This window comes from Nocardia niwae NBRC 108934 = DSM 45340, assembly GCF_001613465.1.
GTDB lineage: Bacteria > Actinomycetota > Actinomycetes > Mycobacteriales > Mycobacteriaceae > Nocardia > Nocardia niwae.
Genome location: NZ_BDCK01000059.1, coordinates 17,437 through 32,309, shown reverse-complemented (window position 1 = coordinate 32,309; position 14,873 = coordinate 17,437). Strand labels below are relative to the sequence as shown.

The following is a 14,873-nucleotide window of genomic DNA, read 5'->3' as shown; positions in this document are numbered from 1 at the left end:
TGCCGTGAGGTCTCGGGCGTGCGTGTGCGTGAAACCGGGGGCGTTTGGCCGCTTGCGGCGAGGGTAGGCGGCGCCCATGGCAGGGAAACAGTCGTCAATTCTGCTGATCGCCGATCCCGGGGCCCCAGCGGCGATCGCCGAACATCTGTCCGATTCGCTGTCGAGCACTCGGAGCGACGGGGCCGCATCCGGCGCTCGGGATGTGTCGGTGCGGTGTCATGCCTACCCGATCGATGAGGACACCGAGTTCTCGAAGGTCGTCGGAGCCATCGACCCGGGTGGGGAGACCGAGGACGTCGTTATCTACCTCACCGATCTGCCCCGGCGCCAGGGAACGACGCCAGTACTGGCCGACATCAGCGTGCCGGACCGCTTCGCGGTGATCTCCATCCCGGGGTTGGGCGGTGCGTTCATCGAGCGCCGGGTACGGGACCTGGCGCGAACCGTCGTGGCCGAGGTGACCGGCCGCTCCAGGGAACAGCACGCACCGGCGAAGCGGCTCGAGCGGGTGCAGGACGACGATGTCGTCCATTATCTCGCGCCCTCGGCCCTGTCTCGTCTGCGGCTGCTCGCGGGCATGGTCTATGCCAACCGGCCGTGGCGTTTGGTGACCGGCATGTCGAAGGTGATGATGGCGGCCTTCGCGACCGGGGCGGTCAGCCTGGCCTATCCGACGATGTGGCAACTGTCGGCCACGATGGGGCCGTGGCGGTTGAGCGCGGCGACGGTGCTGGCGAGCGCGTCGCTGATCGCCTGGCTCATCATCGAACACAAGCTGTGGGAACGTCCGGGATCGAGCGGCGCCCGAGAGCGCGCGGTGCTGTACAACGCCTCGACGGTCATCACCCTGACGATCGGCGTCGTCGTCTTCCACACCGCGCTGTTCGTCCTGTTGCTGCTGACCGCTTGGTGGACGATCCCGCCGCAGATGGTCACCGAGAACACCGGCAGGCCCGCGGGATCGACGACGCTGTTGCTGATGGCCTGGCTGGTCGGCGCCGTCGCGACCCTGGGCGGTGCGCTGGGATCAGGCATGGAGGACGACGAAGCCGTGAAGGCGGCGGCCTACGGGGCCCGGCAACGCCAGCGATTCGACCACGCGGACTGACAACGTGATGGTGTCGACGGCTGCCCGGCGGCTCTCGGCCGTTCGATGATCAGGGCCAGAACGACTCCGGCGCGGTAGGTGATGGCCAGTTTGTCGTACCGGGTCCAGCATCGGCGAGTCGTTCACCTGACCCGGGGTGAGCACGACCGCCCAACCCCGCCCGTGCCCGTCGGCGACCAGATGAACTACCGGTATCGATCAACCACCAGCCCCGTCACAGCAGAGCATGTTGCACCACTACACGACCTGAATGGAGCTATCCACCAGATTGGGAGACAGAACCTACTGGTTCGCCGGGCGCGGGCGGTGGTCAGAGCAGGAGATGGAAGATGTCGAAGGCGACGTTCCATTCGGCGGTCCCTGGGTTGCTACGGTCCGGTTCAATCGTGACGAATGTGTGCGCCAGCGCCACGCTCAAGCCTCCGGCGATCAGCGGCAGTCGCTGCTCGGTCGCCTCGGAGAGGGCCATGTCCAACGGCGGCCGGGCCGTTAGTTGATCGAGCACAGACTGGAGTTCGATTTCCTGGTCGAGTTTCTCGAACCGGTGGATACTCTCCTGCAGCCCCTTGGTGATCGGTAGGTCCCACGGTTCGATCACGTCCCTCAGGTTCGCCTTCGCCGAGGACTTGCCGATGAGGATCAGATCGTAGATCTTGTCGTCGACGAAATCCGTATAGCGCTTGAGATCGTTCCGGTCGACTCGTAGGCCGGCCGCTGCTCGGAAGAGTTGCTGGAATTTCACGGTCCCCATTACTGGCATGTCGTCAGCTCCTGTCGAAGTATTCATGGATTTGGCGAACCGCCATCGCTCCCTCACCGACAGCGGAGGCGACACGTTTCACGGAGCCGGTGCGGACGTCGCCGGCAGCGAACAGGCCGGGCGAGCTTGTTTCGAGCGTCCTCGATGGCCGGTCGCCGATCCACTGGTTGCCGTCCTCACGGGCGTGGACCGCGTCCACGCCCGTGAGGACGAAGCCGTGGTCGTCGAGTGCGATCGTGTCGGCCAGCCACCCGGTGTGCGGCACCGCGCCGATGAAGACGAACAGGGCGTGTACCCGGAGGGTGTCCTGTTCGCCCGTGTGATTGTTCTCGACCACAATCTGGTCGAGGTACTTCTCACCGTGGACCTCGCGAATCTCGGTATTCCGGTGGACGGTCACGCGCGGATGGCGCTCGATCTGGTCGACGAGGTATCGGGACATGCTCTTTCCGAGGTCACCGCCGCGGATGAGCAGGTGAACGTGGGAGACACGGTCGGCGAGAAAGACGGTGGCCTGTCCGGCGGAGTTGCCGCCGCCGACGATGGCCACCGGGTCGGTGCCGCACATCCGCGCTTCCTGATGGGTCGCGGCGTAGTACACGCTCGTCCCCTCCAGTACCTCGATTCCCGGAACCGCCAACTTGCGGTATCGCGCCCCGGTGGCGAGCACGACGGCCCGGCCGCGAACCGTGCCGCCGTCCGCCAGCCGGAGCACGTGGTGGCCGTCCTCGGACCCCACACCGGTCACCTCCGCCGACACCAGGATGCGGGCGCCGAACTTCCCGGCCTGGATCACGGCTCGCTCCGCCAATTCGGCGCCGGAGATCCCTGCCGGGAAGCCGAGGTAGTTCTCGATCCGGGATGAGGTGCTGGCCTGGCCGCCCGCGGCGAACGACTCCAGTGTCACCGTGTTCAACCCGTCCGAGGCGCCGTACACGGACGCGGCCAGACCGGCTGGTCCCGCACCCACCACGACGAGGTCGCAGACGGCCTGGGCTGCGTCCCGGACCGAGTCCGGGACCGGAAGCCCGACGATGCGGGCGAGTTCCGCACTCGTGGGATTGCGCAGCACCTTATCGCCGTGCCAGATCACGACGGGAGTGTCCTCGGGGGCGACGTTCAGGCTGCGCAGCAGCTGCTCCGCCCGTTCGTCCTGCTCCACATCGATCCATCTGTGGGGCAATCGGTTTCGCGTGGCGAACTGCCGAAGCCGCAACGTATCCGGTGAATAGCGGGAGCCGATGATCCGGAATCCCGAACCCAGCCCGATCAGCAGGTGCCGCCGCACCAGGTAGGCGCGCAGGATCAGATCGCTGAGCACGGGATCGTGGGAAACCAGCGCGCGCACCCGGTCGGCCGGGACGACGAGCATCTCGCCGTCCTCGATCGCCTCGGCGGTGAAGAACGCCACCTGGCCTTCCAGCAGTCCGAGCTCGCCCAGGAATCGGCCGGGGCCGTGCACGCGCAGTATCCGACGTTCGCCGGCTCCGTCGCCCTCGTCGATGATCGCGACCTTGCCCGAGAGGATAACGAGGAAGTCGTTGCTGGGTTCGCCCTCTCGGATCAGCACCTCGCCGGCGCGAACCGATCGACGCATGCCGCCGACCTTGAGTGTCGCGACCTGGTCGTCCGTCAGCCGCGGGTACGCTCCGAGCTCATCCGGAGTCTCGTCGAGCGGCGGAATGTCGCGGACGGGAGCGGCGTCCTCAGACGAAGTTCTGGTCGACATAACACCAGCGCCAATCTTCACCTGGCTCCATCGATTGGACGATCGGATGGCCGATGACGTGAGCGTGCGCGCTCGCGTGCTGGCCCGGCGAGGAGTCGCAGCAACCGACGTGTCCGCACGTCAGACACAGCCTCAGATGTACCCACGGGGTGCCGAGGCGAAGACATTCCTCGCAGCCCTGCGGAGTCCGAGGTGCGACGGGCCGGATCGCGGTCACGTGTGGGTCCACATGGATGGAAGTCATGGCTTCGTCTCCTTGCCTGCTTTTTCCGAGAGCGCCTGATCGAGCCATGTGCGCAGTTGTGGTACCGGAGCTGCGCCCGCCTGATGAGCCAGAACCTCGCCTCGGTCGATCACCAGCAGAGTCGGTACGGCGCGGACGGTGAACCGTTCGGCCGTCTTGGGCGCAGCATCCACATCGATTTTCACCAGCTTGATCTGACCCGCGCGTTCCCTGGCGAGCTGCTCGAGCGCCGGACTGACCATGCGGCAAGGACCGCACCACGTCGCCCAGAGGTCGACGAGCACAGGCACCGAGGATTTCTCGGCGACCTCCGCGAAGTCGTCGTCCACTGCCGAGGCGATCCAGGGCAGCGGTTCGTGGCAGTTCCCGCAGCGCGGTTTTCCTTCCCCGGCCGCCGCTACCTTGTTGACCCTGCCGCAGTTCGGGCACTTCACCTTTTCGGATCCCATGACGGCACCTCTTCTCAGGCCGCGGCGACGGCGGGTTCCGCATAGGCGACGGCGAGCTCGCCGCCGTCCACCGTGACACGGATGGTGCCACCCGGTTCGATCTCGCCGCGCAACAGCGCACGACCTATCTTGGTCTCCACCTCGTGGGCGATGTACCGTCGCAGCGGCCGCGCACCGTAGACCGGGTCGAAACCGTGTTCGGCGATGAGCCGGCGCGCTTCCGGCGTGATATCCAGGTGTATCTGCCGCTCCGACAACCTGTTGCGAAGGTCGGTGAGTTGTAGCTCGACGATGTGCTCGATCTGGGGCAGCGTGAGCGGGGTGAACAACACGATGTCGTCGACCCGGTTGAGGAACTCCGGACGGAAGTGCCCGCGTAGTTCCGCCAGCACCCGACCCCGGGCATCCGGTTTGATCTCGCCATCGGCTGTGACTCCCTCGAGGAGATACTGGGATCCGATGTTGGATGTCATGATGATCACCGTGTTCCGGAAATCGACCTGCCTGCCTTGAGAATCGGTGATCCGGCCGTCATCGAGCACCTGCAGCAGGGTATTGAAGACGTCGGCGTGGGCCTTCTCGATCTCGTCGAAGAGCACTACGGAATACGGCTTGCGGCGCACCGCTTCGGTGAGCTGGCCGCCCTCGTCGTATCCGACGTACCCGGGGGGCGCACCGATGAGCCTGCTCACCGTGTGCCGCTCCTGGTACTCGCTCATGTCCAGGCGCACCATGTTGTCTTCGCTGTCGAAGAGGGCACTGGCCAGTGTCTTTGCGAGCTCGGTCTTTCCCACGCCGGTAGGGCCCAGGAAGATGAACGAACCGATCGGCCGGCGCGGGTCACGGATACCCGACCTCGCCCGGATCACCGCGTCTGCGACCAGTTGCACCGCCTCGTCCTGGCCGACGACCCTCTCGTGCAGAATCTCGTCGAGCTTCAGCAGCTTCTCCCGCTCGCCTTCCTGCAGCCGGGCGACCGGGATACCCGTCCATGCGGCCACGATCTCCGCGATCTCGTCTTCGGTGACCACTTCACGCAGCAACGGGGTCCGGCCCTGCCTGGTGGCCAGTTGCTCCTCCGCCGCCCTGAGCCTGCGTTCCAGCTCGGTGATCTCGCCGTATCGCAACTCGGCGGCCCGGTTGAGGTCGTAGTTGCGCTCTGCCTCCTCGGCCTCGTGGCGCAACCGTTCCAGCTCTCCCCGCAGCTCCTGCACCCGCCGGATCGCCTGCCGCTCGGCCTCCCACTGAGCGTGCCTGGCGTCGGCCTCGGCCCGTAGGTCGGCCAGCTCCTTGCGCAACTCTTCGAGGCGCGCCTTGCTGGCCGCGTCCGTTTCCTTCGACAGCGCGGCCTCTTCGATCTCCAGCCGGGTCACTTTCCGGGTGAGCTCGTCGAGTTCGGCGGGCATCGAGTCGATTTCTGTGCGTTGCCGAGCGCATGCCTCGTCGACCAGGTCGATCGCCTTGTCCGGAAGGAAGCGGTCTGTGATGTACCGGTGCGAGAGGGTCACGGCGGCAACCAGGGCGCCGTCCTTGATCTTCACGCCGTGAAACACCTCGAGGCGTTCCCGAAGTCCGCGCAGAATCGAGATCGCATCCTCGATGCTGGGCTCGTCGACGAGAACGGTCTGGAAGCGACGCTCCAGTGCCGCATCGGATTCGATGTGCTTGCGATACTCGTCGAGAGTGGTGGCACCGATCATGTGTAGTTCGCCGCGGGCGAGCATCGGCTTGAGCATGTTGCCGGCGTCGAGAGATCCGTCGCCGCCGACTGATCCCGCGCCCACAACGGTATGTAACTCGTCGACGAACAACAGGATGCGCCCCTCGGCCGCCTTCACCTCGGACAGCACCGCCTGCAGTCGCTCCTCGAACTCGCCGCGGTACTTCGCGCCGGCCACCAGGGAACCCATGTCGAGCGAGAAGATCGTCTTGTCGCGCAGGCCCTCGGGCACATCGCCGCGGACGATCCGCTGGGCGAGGCCCTCCACGATCGCGGTCTTACCGACGCCGGGGTCGCCGATCAGCACCGGATTGTTCTTCGTCTTCCGGCTCAGGATCTGCGTTACCCTACGGATCTCGGCATCTCGGCCGATGACCGGATCGAGTGCGCCTATCCGGGCCTCGGAGACGAGATCGCGTCCGTACTTCTCCAGCGCCTCGTAGGCCCCTTCCGGGGTCGCCGATGTGACGCGCTGATGGCCGCGCACTGTGGTCAAGACGGCGAGGAAGGATTCTCGCGTGACCCCATGACTGGCGAGGACCCGGCCTGCCGCAGTGGCCGACCCCTCCTCGGAGAGGGCCATCACGAGATGCTCCACGGACACGTAGGAATCCTTGAGTCGCTTCGCCTCCCGCTCCGCGGCGTCGAGCAACTTGGCCAGGCGCTGGGTGATCATCACCTGACCGGGCGTCGCGCCGGGGCCGCTGACCTTCGGCCTGCGCGAGAGTTCACGTTCCAGATCGGATCGCAGGGCATCGACGTTGGCGCCGGCCTGCTCGAGCAGTCGAGGTACCAGCCCTTCCCGCTGATCGACCAACGCGAGCAGCAGATGCTCTCCGTCGACCTCGGTGTGACCCATTCTGGTCGCTACATTCTGGGCTTCCTGCAGGGCTTCTCGTGACTTTTCAGTCAGGCTGCCGGTGTCCATGGGGTGCCCTCCTTCCGCGGGAAGCTGCTTCGAGTTCCTCGATTCGATCCAGCAGATCGAGCACGAGCCCGATTGCCGAGTAGTTCAAGCCCAGACCGGTCCGCAGCCGTTGGATGCGGGCGGCCTGGACCACTTCGGATGGTTCGAACGACATCGCGCCGCCGACGTCTCGGTGGGCGTCGAGCAGGCCGAGCGCCACAAGCCTTCGTGCCAGGTCCGGGTGCAGCCCGGTACGTTCGGCGAAGGCATCTGGCGACAATCCGGGACGGCGAACCAATACGTACTGGGTGACCGGGGTCGGGGTGCTCATGTCGCTTTCCTCGGATCGAAGTTCGATTCGGTGGCCAACTGCTCGAACAGCTCACGTTCGCGGGCTGTCGGTTTCGACGGCACCATCACCTTGATCTCGGCGTAGAGGTTGCCGTTGGGGCCACGCGGATTGGGCATTCCTTCTCCGCGCAGCCGCAGCTTCCTTCCCGTCGACGAGCCCGGAGCCACTTTGACTTTCGCTTCGCCACCCGGGGTGGGAACGACGACGGTCGACCCGAGCACCGCCTCCCATGGCGATACGGGCAGGTCCACATAGATGTCCCGGCCCTGTACCCGGAACCGGGGATGCGGCTTAATCCGCACTACGAGGTACAGATCCCCGGGCGGCGCGTCACCGTTGCTCCGCCCGCCTTGCCCGGCCAGCCGGATTCTCTGGCCGTCCAGGACACCGGCGGGAATGTCGACGTCGTACTGGCGTCCGTCCAGTCTGAGTGTGTGTTTGCCGCCCCGATACGCCTGTTCCAGAGTCAGTTCCAGTTCCGCTTCCTGGTCGGCGCCGGGAATCGGCCCGTACCCGCCGGCGCCGCCGAACATCTGCCCGAAGAGGTCCTCGAAGTTGACCGCGCCCTCGCGACCGAAACCTTGACCGAAGTGCACCCTTCTGCCCGGGCCGCCGTACCGCCCGGTGCTTGCCCGGACCCGTTCGTCGTAGTCCTCGGGCACACGCCGGAAGTCGTCACCGAATCGGTCGTAGCGTTTCCGGGTGTCCGGGTCGGATAACACCTGGTAGGCCTCGTTGGCCTCCTTGAACTTGTCCTCCGCAGTGGGGTCCTTGTTCACGTCGGGGTGATATTTGCGCGCCAGCTTGCGGTACGCCTGCTGGATTTCGTCGGTGCCGGCGCCGCGCGGGACACCGAGCACTTCGTAGTAGTCACGCGCCATCGGTGCTCACCCCTCGGGTCGGCTGACGACCACCGAGGCGGGACGTAACTGCCGACCGTCCTCTCCATAGCCCGGGCGCAAGACCTCGATCACGGTCCCGGAGGGAACGTCGGGTTGGGACACCACGCTGACCACTTCGTGTAGCTCCGGGGAGAACGGCACACCGACCTCGTCGTGGCGCTCGAAGCCGAGCTGGGCCAGCACCTGTACCGCCTGGTCCCGGGTCGCCTTCACGCCCTCGACGACGGCCTGGGGATCGCTGCCCGCATGGGCCAACGCGAGCTCCAAATTGTCCAGCACCGGGAGCCACGCGGCGGAAACCTTCGCCACCTCCGCGGCGCGGGCACGGTCCAGATCCTTGGCAAACCGCTTGCGCAGGTTGTCCAGATCCGCAAGGGCCCTGCGCCAGCGGTCCTCGAGTTGAGCCAGCTCGGCCCCCGTGTCGGTGCGATCCGGCGCCGTCTCGGTCTGATCCCCGTCGGTAGTCGACTCGGTCGTCGAATGATCTGCAGACCTTTCCATCGCGTGCCTCAGCTTCGATCGAATTCGGCGTCGATCACGTCGTCGTCATCCGACGACGCAGCGTCTCCGCCGCCTGCCTGGTGTCCGTCTCCGCCGCCGGACTGGACCGGTGCGAGCCCGTAGAGCAGCTGCTGCAGCTCGGAGGTGAGTGGCTCTACCTCCTCGGGGGGAGCATTGCCTTCCACGGCTTTCCTGGCGTCGGCGATCAGCATCTCGGCGCGTGCCTTGTCGTGCGGTGGGGCACTGTCGCCGAGTTCGGCGAGTCGCCGTTCCACTTGATAGGCAACCGAATCGAGCGCGTTGCGCGCGTCGACCGCCTTTCGCAGCGCCTCGTCCTCGGCGCGGTTCCGTTCGGCTTCCGCGAGCATGCGCTCGACCTCACTCTGGTCGAGGTTGCTCTGCTCACTGATCGTGATGCTCTGCTCCTTACCGGTGTCCTTGTCGCGGGCGGTGACGTGGAGGATGCCGTTGGCGTCGATGTCGAACGTGACTTCGACTTGGGCCTCGCCACGAGGTGCCGGGCGGATGCCTTCCAGCCGGAACCGACCGAGCACCCGGTTGTCGGCGGCCCGTTCGCGTTCGCCCTGCAGGACCACGACATCCACCGCGGGCTGATTGTCTTCCGCGGTGGCGAACACTTCACTGCGCCGGACCGGGATCGTCGTGTTGCGCTCGATGATCTTGGTCATCACCCCGCCCTGGGTCTCGACGCCGAGGGACAGCGGGGTGACATCGAGCAGCAGCACATCGGAGACCTCGCCCTTGAGTACGCCCGCTTGGACTGCGGCGCCGAGCGCCACAACCTCGTCCGGGTTGACGCTCATGTTGGGGTCCTTGCCGCCGGTGAGCCGGCGGACCAGCGCCTGCACCGCCGGAATACGTGTCGAACCACCGACCAGAATCACCTCGTCGATGTCGTTGGCGGTGACCTTGGCGTCACTCATCGCCTGCTTCACCGGGCCGAGGCAGCGTTCCACCAGATCCGCCGTCAGATCCTCGAACTTCGATCGCATTATCGTGGTGGTGAGGTGCTTGGGACCGTTCGCGTCAGCGGTGACGAAGGGCAGGTTGACCTGGGCCTGCGTCACCGAGGACAGCTCGACCTTGGCTTTCTCTGCTGCCTCGAAGAGGCGCTGCAACGCCTGGGCGTCCTTGCGCAGATCGATGTTCTCCGCCCGTTGGAATTCGTCGGCGAGGTAGTCCACCAGACGTCGGTCGAAGTCGTCGCCGCCGAGGTGTGAGTCGCCGGCCGTGGCACGAACCTCGACCACTCCCTCACCGACGTCGAGCAGGCTCACATCGAAGGTGCCGCCGCCGAGGTCGAAGACCAGTACGGTCTCGTGGGTCTGCTTGTCCATGCCGTATGCCAGTGCCGCGGCGGTCGGCTCGTTGATGATCCGCAAAACCTCGAGGCCTGCGATCCGGCCGGCGTCCTTGGTGGCGTTGCGCTGCGCGTCGTTGAAGTACGCGGGAACGGTGATGACCGCTTCTTTGACCTTCTCACCGAGGAACTTGCTCGCGTCGTCGACGAGCTTGCGCAGCACGAGGGCACTGATCTCCTCCGGCGCGTACTTCTTGCCCCGCACGTCGAATCGAGCCTCACCGTTGTCACCCGGCACGACGTCGAAACTGACCGCTTTGGCCTCCTCGGAGACCTCGTCGTAGTGACGTCCGATGAAGCGTTTCGCGGAGTAAATTGTTCCCTTCGGATTCAAGATCGCCTGCCGTCGGGCGAGCTGACCCACCAGCCGCTCCCCGCTCTCGGTGAAGGCCACCACCGACGGCGTCGTCCGCGCTCCCTCGGCATTGGAGATCACCCCCGGCTCGCCGCCTTGCCAGCTTGCGATGACCGAGTTCGTGGTGCCCAGGTCGATACCTACAGCGGTCGCCATGACTTATTCCTTTCGATCGGTCCGGCCGGCGGGCAGGCGAACGGCTTCGTCCGCGACCTCGACGTCGGCGAGGACTTCGTAGTGACGTGGTTGTAACGACTGGATTGAGGTGAAGTCGCGCCGGCCGCCCCGCTGCGCGTACATGAGAAGGCCGAGCAGGGCGCCGACAACAGCGCCGAACACCAGCCCGTAGCAGGCGAGCATGAGGCCTGTGAGCAGCCGCTGGACCCAGTCGAGTAATCCGAAGATCCAGCCGAACAGTGCGCCGTCAGCGCGCCCGCGGCGGCCCCTCGCAGAGCGGCCCAGCCGTAGTTCAATCGGCCGACGACCTGCTCGACCAGCTCGATGTCGCGTCCGACGATGGCCAGTTTGTCGACCATGAAATGCCGGTCTGAGAGGTACTCGACGGCGCTTTCAGCGTCGGCGAAGTTGTCGAACGTTGCCATTACCTGGCAGGCAGGTTGGTTCGGACGTATCGGCGAGGTTCCACGATCGGACTCTGACATCACGCCCCCCGGGCGTCGATGATTGGGTGTTCGCCGAGCAGGCGCGAACCAGTTCGGCGTCCGGCCGGTCGGTCAACCGCTTGAACTCACGGACGGCTCAACCGCTGAAAGTTCTTCATCCGCCTGTAGGCGTCGACAGAACGGGAGGCGGTGGCGTCCACACCCCGGCTGGGGCATAGGAGTGCCGGAACCCGCTCGAGGCGGCCGGTGCGCGCACTCCGGGCATCAGCCACTACTCCGGTGCTTCCACGAGTAGAACTCCGATACGAAAGATCGGGACTGCTGAGCGGTGTGACAAGGTCTCAGCAGGTCGAAAGTGGGAAGCCAACTACGCCACACAGTGTACCCACGGGAACACCGGGAGTCACGGCTCCATGCCCGCTCGCGCCAGGAACAGCGGCCACCTGCGCAAGGACTCCACCGACGAGGCATCGTCATCCTGCTCCATGGCCAACGCCGGTGTCGTCAACACCACCTGGGGAGGCCGCCCCCGACGCCTGAGACGCCCCGTCGGACACATGCTGTGCTTCCTACGCCCACCCGGGCAACAACCCCGAAGTGACGTGAATCGTGGCCGAAATGTGGACTAGAAAACTCGGCCGGGCACGGCCCCGCAGTCGATCTCGACAACCGCTGATAAGGCATCGAGTGGGGGGTCTTCGCTGACGGCCTTCCGGTCGTGGGTGGCGATCAGACGGGGAAGGTGACTCCGGTCAGTTCCTCCGAGACCGTCCACAAGCGTTGCTGGATCGCCATGTCGTGGGATCGGGCGCTCGATTCGACGATTTTCGGGTAGCCGCGGGTCTCCAGGAATCCGCCCGGCCCGTAGTACTGACCGCCGAGCACGCCGGGATCGGTGGCCGCGCGCAGGACCGGCAAGGCGCCCATCGCTGGGGTCTGTGTGATGAGGGGCGCGATGACAGGCACGAGCGCACGCAGCGCGGTGGGCATGTTGCGCATCAGGTCGGTGTTCGCGGCACCGGGGTGTGCCGCGACCGCGATCGTTTTGCCGTTGCCGGACACGCGACGCTGCAGTTCGTAGGTGAACATCAGATTCGCCAGCTTGGACCGGCCGTAGGCCGCCACCCGGTTGTAGGACCGTTCGCCGTGCAGATCGTCGAAGTCGATTCGCGCCCGGATTCGATGTCCGACACTGCTGACCGTGACCACCCGCGAGCCCGGCACCGGCAGCATGCTGTCGAGCAGCAGCCCGGTGAGCGCGAAGTGTCCCAGATGATTCGTCCCGAATTGCAGCTCGAACCCGTCGCTGGTGGTCTGTCTCGACGGGTACATCACCCCGGCGTTGTTGATCAAGAGGTCGATCGTGGCGTGAGCGGATTTCAGCTGTTCGGCAGCAGTGCGCACAGATGCCAGCGAGGTCAGGTCCAGCTGTTGGATGGCGGTGTCCGCGCCGGGAACCGCACTGGCAATACGGTCCGCGGCATGCTTGCCCTTGTCCACGTCCCGCACCGCCAACACCACCGACGCGCCGTGCGCCGCGAGCGCTCGGGCCGTCTCGAACCCCAGTCCGCTGTTGGCGCCGGTGACGACCGCTAGTCGTCCCTTCTGGGCTGGTATGTCGTGCTCGGTCCACCTGTTCGCCATCTTTCCTCCCAAGGATCGGTCGGTCCGTCGCCTTGTCCGACGAGCCCGGCGGGGGTGGGACTCACACTCACACCGTCGCGCTCCCGCCACGGTTGCGCAAGAGGGACCGGCCCATGACACGCACGCGTCCCCGACACCTCGGCGCGGAAAGGCGAGCTAGCTGGGCTCGGCGATTCCTGGCCTTGCGCCGGCCTCTACTGAAGCTCATGCTTCATCAATAGGGACACCGCACACGCCGAGAGCGGTCACGCGGTCCCATATGTTTCCGGCCGACGGCGCTGGTTTCCATGGCGTGGCGCGCCCTGCGGCATGGGGCGAACAGCCCGATGAGGACCTCGTCCAGATCGTTTCCATCTACTGGTTTCGAACCAGCGCTGTCCATGCCGACGGAACAATGCGGGCCTATGAGCCGCTCCAGGTCTCAACTGCCGCGGACGCGGTACCCGACCGTGATTCTGACCTGTCACCCCAAACCGTAAAGGAGCCAGACAATGTCCACCATCCATTTCAAGGAGACGACCAGTTCGTCGCCGGAGCAGTTCGTCGCGGCGCTCACCGATTTCGGGCCGGGCCGCTCCCAGGTGTTCGGCAACAGCGCCGACGAATACCTCGAAGTCCACGACCGGGGCCGGCGTGAGGCCGACGTCACGGAGGGCTCGCGCGGCATCTGGGAACGCCTGCACTACGACTGGTCGAACCCGGACCGTGTCGTCATGACGACTACCGACTCGAATGTATGGGGCGGCCACTCGGGCCACACCTACACCTTCCACCGCCGGGAGGACGGGAAGACCGATCTGGATGTCGTCATCGTGCGCGAGGGCAAGAACCTCAAGGGACGAGTCCTCGAAGCCGTGGTCGGCACCGTCGGCAAACGCGTCCTGCGACAGGCCCTCGACAAGACCGTCAAAGCCATCGAAACTCGCGACAACGGCGGCGGAACGGCCGAACGCCAGTGACCGGATCGCATCACCGGGACACAGGCGGATAGCCACCGATCACCCGCGAATTGAAAGGCGACGCCAGCAGCCGCGACCGGCTGTTTCCCGAGGACGATTCCACCGCGCCGCGGGCTGAGCTCGGGGAGGCGACCGAACCACTGCGTGATCTGGATTCGACCGAAGGAGCGTCATGAAAATGCGAACGATGCGGTCTGTCGTCGCCGAGAAGGTGGGCGAACCGTCCGAGGTCCTGCACCTACAGACCCGCCCACTTCCGGAGCCCGGTCCCGGCCAGGTCCGGATCCGGGTGACAACTGTGCCTGTCCATGCCAGCGATCTGCATACCATCCGCGGAAGATACGGATTCACCCCACGGTTCCCGACCGTACCCGGAATCGAATCCGTGGGTGTGATCGACGAAATAGGTAGCGGCACAGACGGTCTGACCATCGGGCAACGCGTCATCACGGTCGGGGTCGCGGGCACGTGGCAGGAGTATGTTATCGCCGATGCCGGGCGGGTCTTGCCTGTTCCCGCTGGTATGAGCGATTCAACGGCCGCCCAAATTCTCGCCAATCCGCTCACGGCCGTGATCTTGACCGGTGATGAACTCGATCTTCGACAGGGTGAATGGCTGCTGCAGACCGCGGCCGGTTCGATCGTTGGCCGGTCGGTCATCCAACTCGGGGCGCATGTCGGATTCAAGACCCTCAACGTCGTTCGCCGTCGATCCGCTGTCGAAGACATTCGCGAACTCGGGGGCACCGCGGTGATCTGCACGGAAGACGAAGACCTGCGCGAACGGGTGGCCGACATCGCAGGCGCCGACGGCGTGTCCAAGGCGATCGACTGCGTCGCTGGCCAGGTGGGCGCGGACGTGTCACGTGCGCTGGCACCACACGGTGAGGTGGTCTTCTACGGCGCGTTGTCTACACACCGCCAAACCGATCCCGGCAAACTCACCATCCCGATCTTCGCGCGTTCACTGATCTACGAAACGAAGATCATTCGAGGGTTTTGGCTGTTCCGCTGGTTCGCTGAGACCCCGAAGGATCGGATGGCCGCAGCGATCGAGCGCACAGTCCAGCTCGCCGACAGCGGTGTGTTGCGCGTGCCGGAGGGCCAGCCGTTCCTTCTTGAAAAGTTCAGCGAAGCAGTCTATTCGGCCGAAGCTCCCGAACACGGAGGGAAACCACTGTTGGTGTTCGAACCGTAGGAAGAGGATACGTCCGACAAACCCGCATCGACGGCGGAAGT

12 protein-coding genes and 2 pseudogenes are annotated in these 14,873 nt (G+C 65.6%); 3 read left to right on the top strand and 11 right to left on the bottom strand.

Annotated elements, in window-relative coordinates:
- Positions 1-76 precede the first annotated feature (76 nt).
- A complete protein-coding gene (locus tag NNI01S_RS31990; protein WP_063025129.1) occupies positions 77-1,108 on the top strand; it encodes a hypothetical protein in 1,032 nt (343 codons plus the stop codon).
- Between the two features lie 310 nt (positions 1,109-1,418).
- On the opposite strand, the gene NNI01S_RS31985 is transcribed toward NNI01S_RS31990, so the two are convergent.
- The 11 genes and pseudogenes from NNI01S_RS31985 to NNI01S_RS31940 all read right to left on the bottom strand — a co-directional run bounded on the left by NNI01S_RS31985 (position 1,419) and on the right by NNI01S_RS31940 (position 12,675).
- Positions 1,419-1,859: a DUF1931 family protein gene (locus tag NNI01S_RS31985; protein WP_174554538.1), complete on the bottom strand. Its 441-nt coding sequence runs from the start codon at positions 1,857-1,859 to the stop codon at positions 1,419-1,421.
- Positions 1,860-1,872: 13 nt separating this feature from the next.
- A complete protein-coding gene (locus NNI01S_RS31980; protein WP_063025125.1) occupies positions 1,873-3,597 on the bottom strand; it encodes an FAD-dependent oxidoreductase in 1,725 nt (574 codons plus the stop codon).
- A complete protein-coding gene (locus NNI01S_RS34115) occupies positions 3,575-3,841 on the bottom strand; it encodes a UBP-type zinc finger domain-containing protein (protein WP_084489457.1) in 267 nt (88 codons plus the stop codon). The genes NNI01S_RS31980 and NNI01S_RS34115 overlap by 23 nt, the downstream gene beginning before the upstream one ends.
- A complete protein-coding gene (gene trxA / locus NNI01S_RS31975) occupies positions 3,838-4,290 on the bottom strand; it encodes a thioredoxin (protein ID WP_063025123.1) in 453 nt (150 codons plus the stop codon). The genes NNI01S_RS34115 and trxA overlap by 4 nt, the downstream gene beginning before the upstream one ends.
- 14 nt (positions 4,291-4,304) lie before the next feature.
- The gene (gene clpB, locus NNI01S_RS31970) at positions 4,305-6,938 is read right to left on the bottom strand and encodes an ATP-dependent chaperone ClpB (protein ID WP_063025121.1); all 2,634 of its coding nucleotides are present in this window, start codon (positions 6,936-6,938) and stop codon (positions 4,305-4,307) included.
- Positions 6,920-7,248, bottom strand: a pseudogene (locus NNI01S_RS31965) (chaperone modulator CbpM). The gene clpB and the pseudogene NNI01S_RS31965 overlap by 19 nt, the downstream one beginning before the upstream one ends.
- Positions 7,245-8,150, bottom strand: a complete 906-nt coding sequence (locus tag NNI01S_RS31960) for a DnaJ C-terminal domain-containing protein (protein WP_063025119.1) — start codon at positions 8,148-8,150, stop codon at positions 7,245-7,247. Before NNI01S_RS31960 ends, NNI01S_RS31965 begins: the two are co-directional and overlap by 4 nt.
- Before the next feature lie 6 nt (positions 8,151-8,156).
- Entirely contained in the window at positions 8,157-8,672 is a 516-nt protein-coding gene (locus NNI01S_RS31955) for a nucleotide exchange factor GrpE (protein ID WP_063025117.1), read from the bottom strand.
- An 8-nt stretch (positions 8,673-8,680) separates the two neighbouring features.
- Entirely contained in the window at positions 8,681-10,564 is a 1,884-nt protein-coding gene (dnaK, locus tag NNI01S_RS31950) for a molecular chaperone DnaK (protein ID WP_063025115.1), read from the bottom strand.
- Between the two features lie 3 nt (positions 10,565-10,567).
- Positions 10,568-11,070 (bottom strand): annotated as a pseudogene (locus NNI01S_RS31945) (general stress protein).
- Between the two features lie 690 nt (positions 11,071-11,760).
- Positions 11,761-12,675 carry an SDR family NAD(P)-dependent oxidoreductase gene (locus tag NNI01S_RS31940; protein WP_063025113.1) on the bottom strand — a complete coding sequence of 305 codons (915 nt, stop codon included), beginning with the start codon at positions 12,673-12,675 and terminating at the stop codon, positions 11,761-11,763.
- 491 nt (positions 12,676-13,166) lie between these two features.
- Between NNI01S_RS31940 and NNI01S_RS31935 the strand changes: the two genes are divergently transcribed.
- Complete coding sequence (locus NNI01S_RS31935) at positions 13,167-13,634, top strand: hypothetical protein (RefSeq protein ID WP_063025111.1); 468 nt, start codon at positions 13,167-13,169, stop codon at positions 13,632-13,634.
- Positions 13,635-13,806: 172 nt separating this feature from the next.
- Positions 13,807-14,832 (top strand): zinc-dependent alcohol dehydrogenase family protein, encoded by a 1,026-nt coding sequence (locus NNI01S_RS31930; protein ID WP_245676463.1) that lies wholly within the window; start codon positions 13,807-13,809, stop codon positions 14,830-14,832.
- Positions 14,833-14,873: the final 41 nt, after the last annotated feature.

Bases quoted from the DNA above. Each gene is read 5' to 3' on its own strand.
- NNI01S_RS34115 (WP_084489457.1), bottom strand. From the start codon at position 3,841: ATGACTTCCATCCATGTGGACCCACACGTGACCGCGATCCGGCCCGTC.
- clpB (WP_063025121.1), bottom strand. From the start codon at position 6,938: ATGGACACCGGCAGCCTGACTGAAAAGTCACGAGAAGCCCTGCAGGAA.
- NNI01S_RS31960 (WP_063025119.1), bottom strand. From the start codon at position 8,150: ATGGCGCGTGACTACTACGAAGTGCTCGGTGTCCCGCGCGGCGCCGGC.
- NNI01S_RS31930 (WP_245676463.1), top strand. From the start codon at position 13,807: ATGAAAATGCGAACGATGCGGTCTGTCGTCGCCGAGAAGGTGGGCGAA.
- NNI01S_RS31940 (WP_063025113.1), bottom strand. From the start codon at position 12,675: ATGGCGAACAGGTGGACCGAGCACGACATACCAGCCCAGAAGGGACGA.
- NNI01S_RS31980 (WP_063025125.1), bottom strand. From the start codon at position 3,597: ATGTCGACCAGAACTTCGTCTGAGGACGCCGCTCCCGTCCGCGACATT.
- NNI01S_RS31955 (WP_063025117.1), bottom strand. From the start codon at position 8,672: ATGGAAAGGTCTGCAGATCATTCGACGACCGAGTCGACTACCGACGGG.
- dnaK (WP_063025115.1), bottom strand. From the start codon at position 10,564: ATGGCGACCGCTGTAGGTATCGACCTGGGCACCACGAACTCGGTCATC.
- trxA (WP_063025123.1), bottom strand. From the start codon at position 4,290: ATGGGATCCGAAAAGGTGAAGTGCCCGAACTGCGGCAGGGTCAACAAG.
- NNI01S_RS31935 (WP_063025111.1), top strand. From the start codon at position 13,167: ATGTCCACCATCCATTTCAAGGAGACGACCAGTTCGTCGCCGGAGCAG.
- NNI01S_RS31985 (WP_174554538.1), bottom strand. From the start codon at position 1,859: ATGGGGACCGTGAAATTCCAGCAACTCTTCCGAGCAGCGGCCGGCCTA.
- NNI01S_RS31990 (WP_063025129.1), top strand. From the start codon at position 77: ATGGCAGGGAAACAGTCGTCAATTCTGCTGATCGCCGATCCCGGGGCC.